The 20376-nt window shown below is 64.3% G+C and carries 8 protein-coding genes and 1 pseudogene; all 9 read left to right on the top strand.

Annotated elements, in window-relative coordinates; translation table 11 throughout:
- Positions 1-80: 80 nt before the first annotated feature.
- On the top strand, positions 81-3263 hold the full coding sequence (gene drmD / locus FQY79_RS03500; protein ID WP_146310875.1) for a DISARM system SNF2-like helicase DrmD: 3183 nt from the start codon (positions 81-83) through the stop codon (positions 3261-3263).
- A complete protein-coding gene (locus tag FQY79_RS03495) occupies positions 3260-7672 on the top strand; it encodes a MarR family transcriptional regulator (RefSeq protein ID WP_146310872.1) in 4413 nt (1470 codons plus the stop codon). Before drmD (FQY79_RS03500) ends, FQY79_RS03495 begins: the two co-directional genes overlap by 4 nt.
- Positions 7673-7687: 15 nt before the next feature.
- Entirely contained in the window at positions 7688-10819 is a 3132-nt protein-coding gene (gene drmD, locus FQY79_RS03490; RefSeq protein ID WP_146310871.1) for a DISARM system SNF2-like helicase DrmD, read from the top strand.
- 419 nt (positions 10820-11238) lie between these two features.
- Positions 11239-12534 (top strand): hypothetical protein, encoded by a 1296-nt coding sequence (locus FQY79_RS03485; RefSeq protein ID WP_222434240.1) that lies wholly within the window; start codon positions 11239-11241, stop codon positions 12532-12534.
- A gap of 79 nt (positions 12535-12613) precedes the next feature.
- Positions 12614-16477, top strand: coding sequence for a DISARM system helicase DrmA (gene drmA / locus FQY79_RS03480; protein WP_146310868.1), 3864 nt, complete (start codon positions 12614-12616; stop codon positions 16475-16477).
- Positions 16474-18324 (top strand): DUF1998 domain-containing protein, encoded by a 1851-nt coding sequence (gene drmB, locus FQY79_RS03475; protein ID WP_146310866.1) that lies wholly within the window; start codon positions 16474-16476, stop codon positions 18322-18324. Before drmA ends, drmB begins: the two co-directional genes overlap by 4 nt.
- Entirely contained in the window at positions 18317-19093 is a 777-nt protein-coding gene (gene drmC / locus FQY79_RS03470) for a DISARM system phospholipase D-like protein DrmC (protein WP_146310864.1), read from the top strand. Before drmB ends, drmC begins: the two co-directional genes overlap by 8 nt.
- 14 nt (positions 19094-19107) lie before the next feature.
- Entirely contained in the window at positions 19108-19527 is a 420-nt protein-coding gene (locus FQY79_RS03465) for a very short patch repair endonuclease (RefSeq protein ID WP_246122991.1), read from the top strand.
- Positions 19528-19631: 104 nt separating this feature from the next.
- A pseudogene (locus tag FQY79_RS03460) lies at positions 19632-20251 on the top strand (IS3-like element ISPa39 family transposase); the annotation flags it as partial.
- Positions 20252-20376 lie beyond the last annotated feature (125 nt).

Genomic DNA, 20376 nt, shown 5'->3' with positions numbered 1-20376 from the left:
AGGAACCGCGTCGAGCATTCCATCCGGATGGTCGATGTGGCGTTCGGCGCTTCGATGCGCCGTCACATGACAGGAAAGGTATGTCCGCGATCGTCGCACCAGACCAGATACGGCAAGGCTTCAGCTCGGCGGTCCCGGAGCCGGGCCAGCTCGTGGAAGTTCGCCGGCGACAGTGGGTGGTCGGTGACGTCCAGGGCGCCAGCATCGATCGCGATACCGAAGCTGCCTCCTGGCAGCATCTAGTCAACCTCACCTCCATCGACGAGGACGCGCTCGGCGAGGAGCTCGACGTCGTTTGGGAAATCGAGCCCGGTGCGCGCGTACTCGAGAAAGCCGGGTTGCCCAGAATCACGGGGCACGACGACGCCGATCGGCTGGAGGCCTTTCTCGACGCGGTGAGTTGGGGCGCGGCGACCAACGCCGACAGGTCGTTCCTCCAGGCACCGTTTCGCAGCGGCGTGACCATCGAGGACTACCAGCTCGATCCGCTCGTCCGGGCGATCGACATGGCCAGAGTGAACCTGTTGATCGCGGACGACGTCGGTCTAGGCAAGACCATAGAGGCCGGCTTGGTCATCCAGGAACTGTTGGTACGCCACCGCGCTCGGACGGTCCTGATCGTCTGCCCCGCCTCGCTCCAGGTGAAGTGGCAGATGGAGATGCACGAAAAGTTCGGTCTCGAGTTTCGGATCGTCGACACGGACTACATCCGCCGGCTGCGCCGCGAGCGCGGCATCCACGCCAATCCGTGGACCTCTTTCCCCCGTCTGGTGACGTCGATGGATTGGATGAAGAGCGGCGAAGGGCTGCGGCTCATGAAGGACGTTTTGCCGCCACACGCCACCTATCCGCGCAAGTTCGACGTTCTCGTCGTCGACGAGGCGCACAACGTGGCTCCGGCGGCCGCCGCCCAGTACGCGCTCGAAAGCCAACGAACCCGGTTGATCCGCGCCATAGCGCCCCACTTCGAGCATCGTCTGTTCTTGAGCGCCACGCCGCACAACGGCTATCAGGTGTCGTTCACCTCCCTGCTGGAACTCCTCGACGACCAGAGGTTCGCGCGGTCCGTCATGCCCGACGAGCGGCAGCTCCAGCGTGTCATGGTCAGACGACTGAAAACCGATCTGGTGGATGCGGACGGAAAACCGATCTATCCACGTCGCGAGCTGATGCCGCTGGAAGTCGAGTACACGCCCGAAGAGCGGGAGATGCACAGACTTCTCCGCGACTACACCGAGAGCCGAGCGCGCAGCGTGGGGGGTACCCGTTCCGAGTTCGGCGCGGACTTCGTCCACAAACTCCTCAAGAAACGACTGTTTTCTTCGCCCGCGGCCTTCGCCGCCACGCTCTCCAAGCATCGGGAGAGTCTGGAGCGAGGCCCGGCCACGAAGAGCGGGAAGGCGATGGAGGATCGCATCCTGCGGAAGGCCATCCTGCGCGCGGAAGAGGACTGGGCCGACGACGGCCGGCTGGAAGTGGCGCTGGATGACGCTACCCGCGAAGCGGGCGCGACTGCCCCGACCCTGACGACCGAGCAGCGCGATATGCTCGATCGGCTAGGACGTTGGGCGGAGTCGGCCAAGAACAAACCGGACTCGAAGGCGCGAGCCATACTGAATTGGCTGGATGCGTACCTCAAGACCGACGGTCACTGGAACGACCGCCGCGTCATCCTGTTCACCGAGTATCGCGCCACCCATGCCTGGCTGCACCAGATCCTCGCGAGCCACGGTTACGGGAGCGACCGCATCGCCATCCTCCACGGCGGCATGGACGGGGACGAGCGCGAGAGGATCAAGGCGGCGTTCCAGGCACACCCCGACGTCTCGCCGGTGAGAATCCTTCTGGCCACCGACGCAGCGTCGGAAGGCATTGATCTCCAGAACCACTGCAACTACCTCATTCACGTCGAGATCCCCTGGAACCCGAACGTGATGGAACAGCGCAACGGCCGTATCGACCGTCACGGCCAGAAGCACGACCGGGTCTACGTCTGGCACCCGGTCGGCAAGGGGTTCGCCGCCGAAACCGTCGCCGCCGATCCGAGCGTGGGAGAACTGGAAGGCGACCACGAATACCTCATGCGGGCCGTGCTCAAGGTGAACGCCATTCGCGAGGATCTCGGCAGCGTCGGTCCCGTGATCGCGCAACAGATCGAGGAGGCCATGCTCGGGCGTCGTGACCGGCTGGATACCCGAGTCGCCGAGGAGAAGGCCGAGCGGGCCCGCCGTTTCGTCGCTGCCGAACGCAAGCTGAAGGAGCGAGTCGCCAAGTTGCACGAACGGTTGCTGGAGGCGCGGAACGACTTCCATCTCTCCCCCGACCGTATCTCTCGGGCGGTGCGGGTCGGGATGGAATTGGCCGATCTGCCAGCGCTGAAACCCGCATCCTTGCCAGGTGCACCTGAAGGCAGCGTGTTCGACGTGCCTTGGTTGCCCGGTTCCTGGGGGCGGGCGACGGCCGGCTTGGAGCATCCGCATACGGGGGCGCGGCGACCGATCACCTTCGACCACGAGGTCGCCAAGGGGCGCGACGACGTGGTGCTCGCGCATCTCAATCACCGCCTGGTACAGATGTGTCTGCGCCTGCTGAGGGCCGAGATCTGGGCCCTGGAGGACCTCAAGAAGCTTCACCGCGTGACCGTGCGGGCCGTCTCCGATCCTGGCCTGCGCGTCCCCGCCGTCGCCGTCTGGTCGCGTCTCGTGATCACGGGTGGCAACCACCATCGCTTGCACGAGGAGCTGACGCTCGCGGGCGGCGAGATCGAACACGGAACGTTCCGGCGCATCGCCCAGATCGGTCGGCTGGAGAAGCTACTCGACGACGCCCGGCCGATCGACCCCCCCGCGGACCTCTTCGAGGCGCTGGCCGATCGCTTCCGCCGTCACGAGGAGTCGATACGACTGGCCGTGGAGGCGCGCTCCCGCGACCGCCTGAAGTATCTGGAGAACACCCTGGAGCGTCGCAAGGCGGGCGAGATCGCGGACCTCACCGGTGTCCTCGCCGAGCTGGAAGGCGCCATTCGCCGCGAACTCGAAGCGCCCCTTCCCGCGCAGATGGAACTGTGGCCCTCGGAGCAACGCGACCAACTTCGCCGAGACGTCGACGCACTGCGCGCACGGCTGGCGCGCATTCCCGCCGAGCGCGAACGCGAGACCGCCGCCATCGAGGCCCGCTACGCCGGCCTCGTCGATCGGACTTTCCCGGTGGCCGTCGTGTTCCTAGTACCCCGGTCTTCGATTCGTGGAGGGGGAACGGCATGAACGGCGTCTCCCGACATACCGAGTGGCTCTCGCTCGTCGAGTGGTCCGGCCCGTTCCTCGCGGTGCCGATCCTCGACGCGGTGTTCCCCCAGGGTATCGAAGCGGTCGAGACCAGGGATCGTCGGCGCCTGCGGAGCGCCCACGAGGAGTGGCGGGAAGCCGTGGACGAGGCCGACCCGCAACTCGAAGCGCTGCACCGAGAATGGGTCCGGCTCGTGCTGGAAGAGTTGCTCGAGTACGACCCCAAGGTGTTGAAGCCCCGTGGGGAGTTCGACGGCTCCTTCTCCTACACGTCGCCGGAACACGGGATCACGATCGCGCCGGATTGGGCGGTCCTGGCGGACGGCGAAGCGCGCCTGCTCGTCGCCGTGCACCCGCCCGGCACCGGCCTCGAATCTCCCCTCGTCGGCGACGGGTGGCCCGCATCGGCCATCAAGCGCATGACGCTGCTTTGCCGCGCGACGGGCGTGCGGCTCGGGCTCGTCACCGATGGCGAGCGGTGGACGCTGGTGAACGCACCGGTCGGCGCGACGTCGGGACACGCCTCCTGGTACGCGCGCCTCTGGTTCCAGGAGCCGGTGACGCTCCAGGCGTTCAGCTCCCTCCTCGGGGTCCGCCGTTGTTTCGGTCCGGCGGACGAGACCCTCGTGGCGTTGCTGGAAAAATCGCTCGAGTACCAGGAAGAAGTGACCGACACCCTGGGCCAGCAGGTGCGCCGGGCGGTGGAGGTGCTGGTCCAGGCGCTCGACCGGGCCGACGTGGACCGCAACCGCGAACTGCTGCGCGACGTGCGACCGGCGGAGCTTTACGAAGCCGGCCTCACGGTCATGATGCGGTTGGTGTTCGTGCTCTGCGCCGAGGAGCGCGGCCTGCTCCTGCTGGGCGACCCGGTATACGACCGCTGTTACGCCGTCTCCCCGCTGCGCGCGCAGTTGGCCGACGAGGCCGGCCGTCACGGGCCGGAGGTGCTGGAACGACGCCACGACGCATGGTCGCGACTCCTCGCGGTGTTCCGAGCCGTGTACGGTGGGATGGAGCACGAGAGCCTGCGTCTGCCGGCGCTCGGCGGCTCCCTGTTCGACCCGGACCGTTTCCCGTTCCTGGAGGGGCGGGCCAAGGGATCGAACTGGCGCGACACCCCGGCGTCACCGCTCCCCATCGACAACCGCACCGTGCTGATGCTGCTGGAGGCCCTGCAGGTTCTGGAGCAACGAAGCGGCGCCATGCTTCTGTCATACAAGGCCTTGGACGTGGAACAGATCGGCCACGTCTACGAAGGCCTGCTCGAATACACCGTGGGCCGAGTCCCCCGGATCACCCTGGGGCTCGTGGGGTCTCAGAAGGCCAAGAACCCAAACGTCGCCCTGGCCGAGCTCGAGTCCGCCAGGCTGGACGGCGAAGCCGCGCTGATCGCGCTGCTGCTGGAAACCACGGGGCGGTCGGAAGCCGCGTTGCGCAACGCGCTGTCACGCGAGCCCGACGACGCCCTCTTCGGGAAGCTCCTCCAGGCCTGCGGCGGCGAGTCCGAGCTCGCCGGTCGTGTACGTCCGTTCGCGAACCTTCTTCGTACGGACAACTGGGGCGAGCCGCTCGTCTACCGGGAGGGGGCGTTCGCGGTCACGCTGGGCACCGACCGGCGCGAAACCGGTACCCACTACACGCCGAAATCGCTCACCGAGACCATCGTCGAGACGACCTTGGAGCCGGTCGCCTACGTCGGGCCGGCCGAGGGGTTTCCTCGCGAGGAATGGCGCCTCAAATCCGACAACGAACTGCTCGAACTGAAGCTCTGCGATCCGGCCATGGGATCGGGGGCCTTCCTGGTACAGGCCTGCCGCTGGCTCGCGGAACGGCTGGTCGAGGCCTGGGGTGAGGCAGAAGCGGCCGGTCGTCGGATCACCGTGAACGGCGAGACGGTGGACGACCTGGGCGGTCTCGACCCCATGCCGACGAGCCTCGACGACCGCCTCACCATCGCCCGTCGTCTCGTCGCCGAGCGCTGCCTCTACGGCGTGGACATGAATCCGCTGGCGGTGGAGCTGGCCAAGCTCTCCCTGTGGCTCACGACCCTGGCCAAGGGCCGGCCCTTCGGTTTTCTGGACCACAACCTGCGCTGCGGCGACAGCCTGCTCGGCATCCACCGGCTCGACCAGCTCACGGAGCTGACCATGACGCCCTCCGGTAGGGAGGGCCAGATGCGACTGTTCGGCCGCAACGTCGAGCGCGCGGTGCGCGACGCGATCGAGATCCGCAGGCGGCTGCGCGAGACGCCAATCCGGGACATCCGGGACGTGGAAGCCATGGCGCGATTGGACGCCGAAGCGCGACGGGTGCTCGAAGCGTCGGAGCGGGTGGCCGACGCCCTCGTCGGCGAAGCGCTGCGGACGGGCGGCGGCGCGGCGCTGGAGGCGGCGTTGCAGGCACTGGCAATCGAAGCCCAAGGGTATCTCGACGGCGACGAGGACGCAGAAGACGCGGTGGTGCGTCGAGCTCGGGACGCCCTGGCGGTGGACCTGCCGCAGGGCAAACCGCCCCGCAGGCCGTGCCACTGGCCGCTGGAATTCCCGGAGGTGTTCGCGCGGGAGAACGGTGGGTTCGACGCTTTCATCGGCAATCCGCCGTTCCTCGGCGGAAAGCGCATCAGCACGGTGCTGGGCACGACGTACAACACGTTCCTCGCCGCCATCCATCCGCCCGCGAGCAAGAACACCGATCTCGTCGCGCATTTCTTCCGGAGAGCGTTCGGGCTGCTCCGCGACGGCGGCAACTTCGGGTTGTTGGCCGTCAACACCATCGCCGAGGGCGATACCCGGCAGGGTGGGCTGGAGTGGATGACACGGAACGGTGCGACCATCTACGCGGCGTATCCGAACGAGCCTTGGCCGGGCAAGGCCGCCGTGGTCACCAGCCGCGTTCATGTCCACAGGGGCGAGTGGACTGGAGCACGAATCCTGTCCGGTAGATCGGTTTCGTTCGTTTCGGCCTTCCTGTCCGACCAGGAGGAATGGAGCCCGAAGAAGCTCAAAGCGAACGAAGGGAAAGCGTTTATCGGCTCTTTCGTGAATGGTATGGGCTTCGTCCTTTCGCACGACGAAGCCCAGCGGATGCTCGATGCCGATCCACGAAACGCGGAGGTGATCTTCCCCTACCTCAACGGCGAAGACGTGAACTCGGACCCGGAACAGCGCGCGAGTCGTTGGGTCATCAACTTCTGGGACTGGCCGGAGGAGAAGGCCGCGACCTACCGCGAGCCCTACGCGTGGGTCAAGGAACGTGTCTACCCCGAGCGGCTGGAAAAGAGCAAGGAAAAGTCCTACCGAAACATCATGTCTATGTGGTGGCAGCACTGGAACGTGCGTCCGGGGCTGTATCACGCTATCGGACGGGGAGCGACGTTTTGCCAGCATCCCGACCATTGGGATCCGGCGGCACGGCCGCTGGCTCGAGTATTGGTGGTTGCGAGGGTAAGCAAGACCCTCGCTTTCGCGCTCGTCGATCCCACCACGGTATTTTCCGATCAGATCGTGGCGTTCGCGTTCGGCAGTGCCGCTGACTTCGCGCTGTTCCAGTCGAGCCTCCACGGCGTGTTCGCCTGGCAGCATTCTTCCAAGCTGAAGAGCGATCTTCGATACAGCCCATCGGATGCATTCGAGACGTTTCCATTGCCTGGAGTGCATGATCCTGGCTTGGAAGAGCTTGGCGATACCTTCCACGCACTCCGATCTGAAATCATGCGGACCGAGAGGGTTGGCCTGACCCGACTCTACAGACGCTTTCACGATCCAGACGAGGCAGACCAACACATTCAGGAACTTCGGACTCTGCAGGTACGGATCGACGAGGCGACCGCCCTTGCCTATGGTTGGGACGATCTTCATCTCGATCACGGCTTCCACTCAGTCACGTACCTTCCCGAGAACGACCGCGTACGCTTCACCATTTCGGAGCCCGCACGCCTGGAAGTCCTGCGCCGCCTGTCGGACCTCAATCGGCAACGCTACGAGGAGGAAGTCACTCGTGGGCTGCGTGAAAACGCCACTCGCCCTTCCTCCGCACGCGCACCTCGCGTACGTCATGGCGCGGAGGAAGCGACACAAGCCACCCTCGACTTGGGCATGCCTTCGGCTGCGACAGCATCGGTTGGCAATTCGGTCGTCTATGCCGCATCGGCGAACGAGAGCGACTACCTTGAAGCCGCCGAATCACGCGCTCGCTACACAGCGATGCCTGCGGACGCCATCCTCGACTTCCTGAGTTCCTCCCCAGGGTGGCACGCCAAGTCGGACATCGTCGCCGCCACCGGACTCAGCGATGGCCAATGGAACACCCTCATCGCCGATCTCGTTGCGCGTGGCCTCGTCGAGCGCCAAGGGGAACGGCGCGGTGCCCGGTACCGATTGGTTGAATAGCGAGGAACGCCCGACATGCCATGGAATCCAGGACAACTCGTCCGCCACATCGACGATCCGGCCAAGATCGGCACGGTTACCGACCAGACCCGTCCGCGCGCCTCCGGCCTCCAGTACCGGGTGAACTGGAACGGCCGCCTGGATTGGCATTACGAGGATGAGCTGGTCGAGGCCGAGTCGGGCGACGACGACGTCCACGAGCTGATCCGGGAGGGGCGCTACGGGCGGGTGGACGACCTGCGGCGGCTGCTCACGCACGTCCACCTCGCAGGTCGGCTGTCGAGCGTCGTCTACGCCATGGGGTTGACGGAGACGGATTTCTATCCGCACCAGTACAAGCCGTTGCTGACCCTGCTGGACTCGCCGGTCAACGGCCTGTTGATAGCGGACGAGGTTGGCCTGGGCAAGACGATCGAGGCGGGACTGATCTGGACCGAACTGCGAGCCCGTTACGACATGCGACGGTTGCTCGTCGTTTGCCCCGCGATGCTGAGGGAGAAGTGGCGACTCGAACTCTCGTCGCGTTTCGGTCTCGACGCGCGTGTCGTCGATGCGGCCGAACTCTTGCAGGATCTCGATTCGAGCGAGCACCGGGAAAGGGCATGGATCGTCAGCTACCAAGGCATCCGTGTTCCGAGCGGCTGGGATCCGTCCCAGAGCGACACCCCGCGCCGGTCGGCCCGTGCCAGGCTCGCCGACCTTCTCTATCGCCACGCCGACCGGGAGCCCCTGCTCGACTTGGTGATCTTCGACGAAGCGCACTACATGCGCAACGAAGAGACGGGCGCGTGGCGAACCGGAAGCCTGTTGCGCGACGTCAGCACGCATCAGGTGATGCTGTCGGCCACGCCGATCAACCTCGACTCGGACGATCTGTTCAACGTATTGCGTCTGCTCGACCCGGATCATTTCGAGTATCCGGAGGACTTCCGAAACGTCGTCCTCGCCAATCGTCCGGTGATCGCCGCCAGCGACGTGGTCCGTAATCCGTCGAGCGACGCCCGGCGCATCGTGGATGCGATTCAGCAGATTAAGTCGTCGCGTTACTTCGAGAGATCCGAGCGCGTCGATCGTCTGATCGAGGAAGCCGAGGCGGTCGGGGAATGGACGAACGAGAGGCGCGTCGAATTCGCGGCCAAGATCGAGCGGCTCAACCTGATCGCGCACATCGTCACCCGTACGCGAAAGCGCGAAGTGCAGACCGATCGGGTCCTGCGTGACGTCACCGTGTTCGAGGCGGAGATGTCGCCCGTCGAAGCGGAGCTTTACCAGGCGATCACTGAGGGTACGCGGGAGTACGCGCTGATCAACGGCATCGAGCACGGCTTCCTCCTCAGTACGCCCCAGCGGATGGTCGCGTCCAGCCCCGCCGCACTGCTGCGCACCTGGCGCGACGACGTGATGGACGCGGACGCCATGGCCGTGGCGTCGGACGAGACGGACGAGGACGAAGACAGGATAAGGGACGCGTCGTCGGGGCTCAGGCGGTATCTGGCCGATCGGGTGCTCCGCGAGTTCGATCCTGGCGAACTCACCCGGCAGGATTCGAAGTTCGCGAAGCTGAAGGATGCCTTGAAGAAGTTCCTGGCCGAGGATCGTGAGGACAAGGCGATCGTGTTCACGACCTTCCGTGGCACGGCCCGCTATCTCGTCGATCGACTCTCCGCCGAGAACGTCGAGGCGGGGCTGCTGATGGGGGGCGCAGAGTTCGACAAGGAAATGGTGGTCAACGCCTTTCGGGAAGATCGCACCTGCCGTGTGTTGGTGTGCACCGACGTGGCCGCCGAGGGCGTCGATCTGCAGTTCTGCAGGCTCGTGGTCAATTACGACTTGCCGTGGAACCCGATGCGCATCGAGCAGCGTATCGGCCGTATCGATCGAATCGGGCAACGGTCGAACCGCATCCTGGTCTGGAACTTCGTGCACAAGGAGACCATCGACGCCATGATCTTGACCCGTTTGGCCAAGCGCATCGGTGTCTTCGAGAGCACACTGGGTGAAACGGAAGAGATCCTGGGCAAGGTCAGGCGCCTCGAAGACGTGCTGCTCTCCAAGCATCTGACAGCTGCGGAAGAAGCGCGCCTGATCGAGGAAGTGGCGCTCGCGATCGAGAACGCCAAACGCAAACAAGAGGAGCTGGAGCGAGAGGCGATCCAACTGGTCGCCCATGGCCAGCAGTTGCTGGCGCAGATCGAAGCGGCGCGTGGAGAGGGAAGGACCGTCACCCGCCACGACCTGATCCGATACGTGGACGGTTACCTCAAGAGCGTTCCAGGCTGCCGGTTCGTCGCGGCACGCGGCGAGCCCGACACCTTCGACATCGGCCTGAGCCCCGGCTTGGCGGCGGAGCTGGACGAGTTCGTCCGAAAGGAGAATCTGGTCGGGAAGACCGGCCTGGGCACCGGCCAGACACGGCGTTGCCGCTTCACCGACAGGATCACCGAGAAGCCGAAACCCGGGGAAGAGATCGTCCATCGCTTCCACCCGATCGTCCGCTTCCTGTCGCACAAGGCCGAAGACGGTGAGGCCCACTTTCCGCTCTATGCGTCCAGAGTCGCCACCAATGGCGTCGCGGCGGGCCGATACGTCCTGATGGCCCGATTGGCGAGTTTTTCGGGCGTTAAGGAGGAAGAACATCTTCTTGTCGCTGCCGTATCGCTCGATCGGGATTTGTCCCGCGACGATCGAGCAGCGGAAACCCTGCTCGACACGGTCAGGCAATCCGGCGTCGACTGGCCGACGGTAGCGGTCGATGTCGCTTCCGAGGCCGGGGTAGCCGCCGTGGAGCGATGCGAGGAATTTCTCAGAGATCGCTACAGGGCACTCAAGGACGAGAAGTGGCGCGAAAACCGTGATCGTGCCGACGTGCTGTCGCAGCTGCTGGACGACCACGTCCGCAAGAAACGTGAAGGATTCGAGAAACGCATCGCGAGTCACGAGACCTTCGCTTCGCTGTATGGGAACAGCCCGGATGGCAAGCGACGCAAGGGGCTGGCGAACGCGGAGCGCAAGAAGCTGGAGGACTTCCTGGCGAGGATGGAGACGCGCCGGGCGACGCTGGCCAGGAAGAGCCAGTCTTTTTCGGCGGAAACGCGTGAGATCTGCGTCTTGCTCGTGGACGTGGTGCGGGAGGGGCAAAGGCCGTGAAGAGCTGGAAAGAACAACTTCGGGACGCCAAACGAGCCCTGTTCGGAGTGACGTCGAAGGTAACGGTACGCCAGGATGGAAAACCCGACGTTCCCGAAGCGCCGGCTCACGATCGACGCGACGACGCACTTCACTCGAAACCCGCGCCTTCCGGTGGGAGAGCGTCCGGTGGAGCGAGCAATCGCTCCGGTGTCGGGACGGCCAGTATGATGAGGGGGCGGGTAGATGGCGAAAAACCGGTCGGCCCGAGCCACGCTGGTTCCTCTTCCGAGAACCGACCCACGCCTTCGAACCGGACGGCGCCGACGCCGGTCTTTCGGCCACGCATCGATGCGGGGCGCTCGCTGGTCATGCCGGATTGGAGCGACGCTGGCAGGTCATTGCAGCACCCCGATTACCAGGGCGGGAGAGCTGCGCCCATGGTCGTCAGAATCGGCGTGGATTTCGGAACCGCCTTCACGAAAGTGGCGATTCGAGCGGGTGTCGATCTGGTCCCCGTCGATTGGTCCGCGGTCACCGGCGACGAGTCGCCGACCGGGCGCTACGTGACGCCTGGCTTCGTTTGCCGCACATCGAATGGCGAGTACTGTTGGCGGCGACTTGCCGATTCCGATATCCGGGGGAATCTCAAGCTCCCGGTCATAGAGATGGCCGGCTCCGACGAGTGTCCAACGGCCACCCTGGCATATCTCGCCCTGGTCATCCGCTACGCCAGAGCGTTCCTGTATCGGCACCCGGAAGTCGGGCGGAAACTGGTGGCCCGTTCGCTTCGTTGGGAATTGAACTTCGGATGCCCCACCGAGCCACACGAGAGACCGGAGGTCGTCGAACTGTTCCGACGCATCGCTCGGATCGCTTGGCGGCTGGCGGGAGTGGACGATCTCCGCGAGTCGAACATCGCCGCCGCGTGGAGGAATGACGAAGCGGACGTCGGCCTCGAGACGGAGCCGGGTGTCGTGCCGGAGTTCGTGGCGCAGATCGCCGGTTACCTCGTATCGCCCCAGGTGAGTGAAGGATTGCACGCGCTGATCGACATCGGTGCGGCGACTCTCGACGTGGCGACGTTCAACGTCGTCTTGCCGAACAATCAGGATTCCTCGCCGCGAGTTCCGATCTTTTTCTCCGCCGTGCGTCTGCTCGGAACCCACTACCTGTACCACAATCGTCATTCCAAGCTCGACCTCGATTTCGCATGGGACGATGCAGCGCCGGTCGAGCCTGCCGATGGCTTCGCGAAGCGATACGGCAGGCGTCCGAACGAGGTAGACACCATCGATTCGGAGTTCGTGAATAAAGTCGCGAAATGCATCGCGAACGTGATCGACGGCACCCGTACCAATACACGAGGAGTTACGGAGCAGCGCACTCGGCTTGGGGAGTATCCCAAGGGTTCTGTATGGCGCGAAGGGCTGCCGATATTCGTGACCGGCGGCGGATCCGGTTGTGAACTCTATCGCCGGGCCATCGAAGCGGGACAGCTCGATCTGTTACGACGGATCGGTTCGTCGAGCCGATTCCGGTTCATCGAGATGGATCCGCTCGGCGCGAAGTTCCCACAGTTCGGTACCGAAATCGGGGGCAGGCTCACCGTCGCGATCGGCTTGACAGAGGATGCGGAAAACATTGCTCGCGTCGTTCCTCATCGCGACATTGAACCGATAACGCGAACCGTGAAAGAGCGTGTCGACCATACGGAGCTTTATGGCGACCGATGAGCGGGTGTGAAACCCTTTTTGAATCGAGAGGCGTATCGATTCGGTCGAACGCCGACGAGGTTGGTGACTTATGGATGAAATGGACAAGAACGATACGACCGCCGGTACTGGTGGGCTTCCGAATGCATGGCTCGTTCGCCTCGGCGCTGAGGCGAGATTCGAGACGTTCTCGCTGCGTGTGCAGGGGCAGAGCTATGACTTCGCCGCGATCGGGGAAGGTGACGGTTTCCTGATCGCCGACGGGCCGATGGGCAATGCCGTCGCTTTCGCAAGGGTCTATCGCGTCCGTACCATGCACGACGAGGTGGTGTTCCATTTCGACGGTGTGGTCCGTCTGCCGTCGCCGATCGCCCACGCTTCCGTCGGCGTCGCCTTGCCTACCTCTGCCGGTGCGATTGGCCGCCTCGATTGGTCGGTCTTCGCGAGCGCCTTGAAGACCACCACCGGTCTCGACTGGTCGGCGTTTCCCACGATCGTGGGCGACACGCCGGACGAGCAGGCCTATGTCCGGGAACTCCTCGAAGCGGCGGTCACCGACGACCTGCTCGGCCCCGCCGACGGTCCGCGCGAAGAGATCGTCGAGATGAGCGTGCGTGACCGCTATCTGGTGGGGAAACTCGCGCCCCGCGACAGTCGGGTCGAGGAGGAAGACGACCTCGCGGGCACCAGCGGTCGTGTCGAGGCCGAGGAAGGGCCGCGCGAGATAGACGCATCCACCAACCAGTCGCTGGTGCCGTCGTCGTTCGGCATCACGTTCTGCGTCGACGCGGACGTCACGGCACTGGAAGTCGAAGCCCGCTGGGGGCGCTACGAGCGCGGCGAAAGCGAGCGGCACTTGGACGAGAAGACGAGCAAGCCCCTGAGGGCCTGGAAGCGTATCCCCTCGGGCGGCAGGCTGGTCCTTCCCATGCGGGATGGCGAAATCGCCCCGATCGCTCCGGACGGCGAGTGCCCCGCCGTGGTGATCCAAGGAACCGTACGTTCGCCACTCCCGAACGGGGACCGCCTGGTGACACTGTTCTTGGTCAACACCCAGGAGCTTCCCGACCAGAACCAGGATGCAGCGTGGATTTTCCAGCCCGAGCTGGTCGTTCGCGATCCAGAGCGACGCCCTGTCTTTCGTCGCAAGCCGAACCTACAAGCCACCCATCCGGATGAGGAAAGGTTGGCGTTGGAGATGATTTACCGGCGCCGGGTGGAATTCGCCGTTGGACACGGCGTTTCCGTGCATTCCGAGACTGCTTCGGACGACGTCGAGCATGCCGTCGAGGTACGTACGGAGGTTCTGCCGCGCTACGAGATTCGTGTCACGGAGACACCTGGCTCCCGACCCGAGGACCGGCCGGCCATGCGACGGATGGTGGAGGAAGGTTGGCTCGACATGAATCGGCTGGCGACCATGGATCGCTCCGATCTCGTCGACGCGCTCACCGCTCTCGTCGATGACTATGCCGTCTGGATTGCCGAGCAACGTGCCCGGATCGGTGGCGACGTCGTCGGATACGACAAGGTGGCGTCGGATGCGATGGGCCGGTGTCAGGCGGTGCTGGAGCGCCTGAGGGAAGGCGTACAGGTGCTCGGTTCGGACGACCGAGCGCTCGAGGCTTTCCGCTTCGCGAATCGGGCCATGTCGATGCAGCGCCTCCGCAGCGTCTATTCGCTGGAACGCCGTCGTGGCGGAGCGCCCGATCTTTCCGAATTGGAGAAGCGCGAGAAGCCATCATGGCGTCCATTCCAGTTGGCTTTCGTTCTGCTTTCCATTCCGGCCCTCGCCGATCCCCATCATCGGGACCGGACCGAGCCGCTCGAGGCCTACGCCGATCTGCTTTGGTTCCCCACCGGTGGTGGTAAGACCGAGGCCTACCTCGGAGTGGCGGCTTTCACCATGGCGGTGCGCAGGCTACAGGGGACTGTCGGTGGTTACGACGCGAGACGCGGTCTGGCCGTGATCATGCGATACACCTTGCGTCTGCTCACCCTGCAGCAGTTCCAACGAGCCACCGCGTTGATCTGCGCGATGGAGGTGCTGCGACGGGTCGACCCGAAGAAATGGGGCGACGAGCCTTTCACCATCGGCCTTTGGGTCGGTCAGCGCGTGACGCCGAACACGACCGAGGAAAGCCACGCGGCCATCGAGAAGGAGCGAGCCGGCAAGTATGGTACTGGCTCGACGCCGGCCCAGCTCACCTTCTGCCCCTGGTGCGGTTCCGAGATCGCTCCTGGGCGTGACATCCGCGTGGATCGCGATAGCGGCAGGACGGTCGTCTATTGCGGCGACAAGCTCGGGCGTTGTGACTTCAGCCACGCCAGGTCCAACCACCAGGGATTGCCCGTGAAGGTGGTGGACGACGAGATCTACCGACGCCCGCCGAGCATGATGGTGGCGACCGTGGACAAGTTCGCGATGATGGCCTGGCGTGGACAGGTCCGCACCTTGTTCGGCAGGGCAACAACGGAATGTCCTCGACACGGGCTGCTCTGGCCGGAGGCGGACTGTACCGGCAACCACCAGAAGAAGGGGGCGCTCGCCGCCACCACTGCGCGAACGATCACGCCTATCCGACCGCCCGATCTCGTCATCCAGGACGAATTTCACCTGATCAGCGGCCCGCTGGGAACCATGGTGGGGCTCTACGAGACGGCCGTGGACGAGCTCTGTACCTGGAAGTGGGACGGCAAGGACGTCCGGCCGAAAGTCATCGCCTCCACGGCGACCGTTCGCAAGGCGGCGGAGCAGGTCAACAACGTGTTCCTGCGCCAGGTGGCCGTCTTCCCGCCGCACGGACTGGACGTGGAAGACAACTTCTTCTCCGTCCAGCGGCCGATCGAGAGCAAGCCGGGTCGCCGTTACCTGGGGATATGTTCACCCGGCAGTTCGAGGCCCGCCGTGCTGATTCGCGTCTACGTGGCTCTGCTGACGGCGGCTCAGGCTCTGTTCGAGCGCTTCGGCCACGCGGCCGACCCGTACATGACGGTCGTCGGCTACTTCAACTCCTTGCGCGAGTTGGGCGGCATGCGACGCCTCGCCGAGGACGACGTACAGACTCGCGCCTACCGAGTGCAGATGAGTCGTGTCGCGCGTCCGGGGCTGGCGCAACGGTCGGTGCGGAACGTGGACGAGCTCACGTCGCGCGTGTCCAACAAGGACATTCCGAGAAAGCTCGATCAGCTGGAGGTGAAATTCAAGGCGGTTTGGCAGAAGGACGAGACCAGGGCCATCGACGTCGTTTTGGCCACGAACATGCTCTCGGTTGGGGTGGACGTCAACCGTCTCGGGTTGATGGTGGTCAACGGCCAACCCAAGAACACAGCCGAATACATCCAGGCGACGAGTCGCGTCGGGCGTGCCTTCCCGGGGCTCGTCTGCACGGTGCTGACTTGGGCGAGGCCCCGCGACCTCTCGCACTACGAGACGTTCGAGCACTACCACGCCACCTTCTACAAGCACGTGGAGGCTCAGTCGGTGACACCATTCGCGCCCCGCGCGATGGATCGTGGACTCACCGGGACCATGGTGAGCCTGCTGAGATTGGACAAGGACGAACTGAACCCGAACCTCGGCGCGGAGCGATTGGACAGCACGGGAAAACCGGAGGTGGGAGCGGTTCGAAAGGCGATCGCGGATCGTGCCTGGCTGGTCACCGGCAAGAAGGCGATCGAGACCCATACCGCGACCATGGTGGCGGATCGATTCGACCGCTGGGTCAAGGAGGCGACGAAAGGGGGACGGCGACTCGGCTACGAGACCGAACGACGCCAGGGTGACGTCGCCGGTCTTCTCAAGAAGCCCGGAGCTCGGGCGTGGGACGAGTTGACGGTTCCGATGTCGATGCGCGAGGTCGAGCCCGGCGTCCAGTTGGTGATGGACGACATGAAGTTGCCAGAGCCGCCCTCATGGAGGGTCAGAGTCAAGAAAGACGCGGATCGAGGAGGTGCGGCATGAGTGGTATTCCGGTGGGACAAGTGAGACCGAGTCAATTGTTATGGACCTACGGCCCCGGCGCACTCGTCGATCTGCCCAATCTTTCCGTGATCACCATGGGACTGGACCGGTGGGACACGGATCGCTGTCCTCCGGTGGAGGAGGCGCGATTGCTGGCGGCCGTGCGCCGGATTCTCGGGCACCAGGTCGAACGATTGCGCATGCCGCCGTTCCTGCGCGAGGAAGGCGTCAGCCCGTTTTCGGCCGAGGGGCGTATCGGAGTGCCGGTCCGGCCGTTTCCACGCTGGCTGCGTTGCGTCCGTTGTGGCCTGCTGGCCGAGTACGATTCCGGGTTGTTCGAGATCAAGGCTAACCCCTATCGCCCCGATCAGACTCATTTCGTTCATGCCAACTGCGAGAAAGGGGGGAAGTCGGATGCCGTCCCGGCGCGTTTCCTGCTCGCCTGTCGGAACGGCCATCTGGACGATTTCCCCTGGCGCTGGTTCGTCCACGGTGGTCCTTCGGAGTGCAAGGGGCCGCTTCGCTTCTTCGAACGCGGGGCGTCTTTGCAAACCGAAAACCTGTGGGTGACGTGTGACGGTTGCGACGCCGCGCGTTCGCTCGTCCACGCATTCGGGAAGGAGGGGCAGGACAACCTCCCCGCCTGCCGTGGCCGTAATCCACACCTGGACATCTACGACGACAGCTGCGAAGAGCTTGCCCGCGCCGTACTCCTCGGGGCGACCAACAGCTGGTTTCCGATCACGCTTTCGGTGCTGGCGATTCCGATGGAAGGCGATCAGCTGTCGCAACTCGTCGCCGACGGGTGGAAGTATTTCGAGAAGGTGAAGTCGGTGGAAGCGGTCGAAATCGTCGTCGATACCCTGGCGGCCAGTGGGAGCCTACCGGGGATCGACCGGTACGATCCAAGGGACATATGGAAAGCGATAGAAGAGAAGCGCGCCGGCAAGACGGGTACGACCACCGTCTCGGAGGGCGACATCAAGCGGCCGGAGTGGGACGTGTTGGCAAGCCCGAATCCACCATCGGACTGGCCTCATTTCATGAGCGAGAAGACCGAGATTCCAAGTGCTTTCGCTGGACTGATCGACGACGTCCTCCTCTTGAAGAGGCTACGTGAGGTCAACGCGCTGGTCGGTTATACGCGCGTCGAAGCGCCCGAAGAGGCGACCGATCCCGACGAGCGCCCTCCCATGGCCGATTTGTGCAGGAGCAAGCCGGAGTGGGTTCCGGCCACCGAGGTACATGGCGAAGGGATCTTCATTCGTTTTCGCGAGGATGCGGTCAGGGCATGGGAAAGTCAGCAGGTAGTCCTCGATCGGGACCGGATGCTTCTTGCAGGGCATCGTGGATGGCGTAACGCTCGTGGCCTGTCGCCGGACCAAGGATATCCAGGCATTCGCTACGCGATGCTGCATACCTTCGCCCACCTCCTCGTTCGAGAGCTGGCCTTGGAGTGTGGCTACAACGCGGCGAGCATCCGCGAGCGCATCTACGCGAGCGCCGATCCGGCTTCGCCCATGGCGGGCGTTCTTCTCTACACGGCGGCCGCCGACTCCGACGGTACGCTCGGCGGGCTCGTCGAACTGGGCAAGCCGGAAAACCTCGGATCGCTGATCGAGCAGGCCCTGGTCCGTGCCGGGGTGTGTTCGTCGGATCCTCTGTGCTCGGAGCACGATCCGGCGGCCGATCGTTCTCTGCACGCCGCTTCTTGCCATGCTTGTGCGTTCGTAGCGGAAACGTCATGCGAACGTGGAAATCGTTATCTCGACCGAGCACTGCTGGTGGGTACCTTCGATTGCAAGGATGCGGCCTTCTTCCCGCTACAGGGGGAACGGGATGGATGAGCTCTGGCGGGTGGTGGCTGAACTCGGGCTAGAGCTGCATCCTCGTCGCCTGGCGGCCGTCGCCAAGAAGATAGGCTCGCTGAAGTCGGTCGAGGAGTTCGGTTTCGTGAAGACGAGCTTCGGCCCCAACACCGACGAGAATCTCGCTGCGCGATTGGAACAAGCGTGGCGAGAAGCGTCCAAGGTTTCGTCGGCAGAAGTCGCCGCCGCGCTCGTCGCCGCTTCGGCCACGGCCTCTATGGCGGCGAGTCTTGGTTCGACCGAACTCGTCTGGACCGGACCATCCACCGGACTGGTCCCGGTGCGGCATACGGAGCAGGTGCTCTGCGAGGTCATCGATTCGGCACGCTATAGGCTCTTCCTGGTCAGTTTCGTCGCGTACGAAATGCCTTCGATAACGCGGGCCCTGCGTACCGCCGTGGGTCGTCACGTACAGGTGGACGTCTTGCTCGAGTCGTCCACGGCTCACGGTGGAGCCGTCACGTTCGATTCGGTGAAGGCGATGAAGGACGCGTTGCCTTCAGTGAACATCTTCGTGTGGAAGCCCGATGCGGGCAAGGCGGGGAGCGGTTGGCCCTCGAGATCCGTTCACGCGAAATGCGCGGTGGCCGATGGTGCGGTGGCGTTCATCACGAGTGCCAACCTCAGCACCGCCGCCATGGAACGCAATATGGAACTGGGTGTGCTGATCCGGGGAGGCACCATCCCCGACAACCTCGATCGTCATCTTGACGCGTTGGTCACCACCGGCATCGTCGAGAGGGTGTGATTGTGGTGGACACGGTGAGCAAGTCGGTGCGCTCTCGTATCATGGCGTCCGTGCGACAACGTGATACCGGCCCAGAAATGCGTCTGCGCAAGGCGATGCACCGATTGGGCCTGCGATACCGTCTGCATGATCGAAAGCTGCCGGGATCGCCGGATCTGGTGTTCCCACGCTTCAATGCCGTGGTTTTCGTGCACGGTTGCTTCTGGCACGTGCATGGCTGCAAGTATTCGACGGCACCAACGACCCGAAAGGAGTTCTGGGCGGAGAAGTTCTCGGCTAACAGGGCGCGTGACGAGAGGAACGTGAATCTGCTGCTGGCGGACGGATGGCGCGTGTTGACCGTATGGGAATGTGCCTTGAAGGGAAAACTCCGGAGGAAGCGCTGGCCGAAGAGATGGCGGAACTCTCATCCAGGTGTTGCGCTTGATTGTTGAGACCAAGCTGGCATGAGCGATATCCGCATCCAGAAGACCTGACCTGCCCCCCGATATCCGGGCCAGTCTGATCTTAGTAGAGTCCGTCTCACAAGAGGACGGACATGAAGAAGCGATACACCGAAGAACAGATCATCGGCTTCCTGAAGCAGACGGCCGCCGGCACGCCGGTCAAGGAGCTGTGCCGCAAGCACGGTTTCAGTGACGCGTCGTTCTACCTGTGGCGGCGCAAGTTCGGCGGCATGGATGTGCCCGACGCCAAGTGCCTGAAGGCACTGGAAGCGGAGAACGCGCGGCTCAAGAAGCTGCTGGCCGAGTCGATGCTGGACAACGAAGCGCTGAGGATCGTGGCGCGGGGAAAATACTGAGCCCGCCGACGCGACGGGCTGCCGTCGCGGACGTGCGGGCGAAGCTGGGCCTGTCGGAGCGGCGGGCCTGCCGGGCACTGGGCTCGTCACGCAGCGTGTTGCACTACCAGCCGCGCATGGCGAACGCGCCGTTGCAGGCCAGGCTCGTTGCGTTGGCGGGCGAACGTCGCCGGTTCGGCTACCGACGGCTGCACATCCTGCTGGAACGGGAGGGCTGGATCGCCAACCACAAGCGAATCTACCGGCTGTACCGCAACGCTGGCCTGGCGGTGCGCAAGCGCCGCAAGCGCGATCGCGTGGCCGTCGAGCGCCGTCCGCTGCAGCTGCCGTCGGGGCCGAACCACACCTGGTCGATGCGTAAGCTTCCCCGGTCGGTAGACACCCAATAAGTAGAACTTTCTGGCATCTTTTCCCCGCCAGGAGGTTGTATGAAGAAGTCGAAGTTCACCGAGACCCAGATCATTGCCGTGCTCAAGCAGGG

This window comes from Luteimonas wenzhouensis (genome assembly GCF_007859305.1).
In the GTDB taxonomy this organism is placed as follows: domain Bacteria; phylum Pseudomonadota; class Gammaproteobacteria; order Xanthomonadales; family Xanthomonadaceae; genus Luteimonas; species Luteimonas wenzhouensis.
The sequence above is the reverse complement of the archived record's forward strand: the minus strand, read 5'-3'. Positions and strand labels throughout refer to the sequence as shown.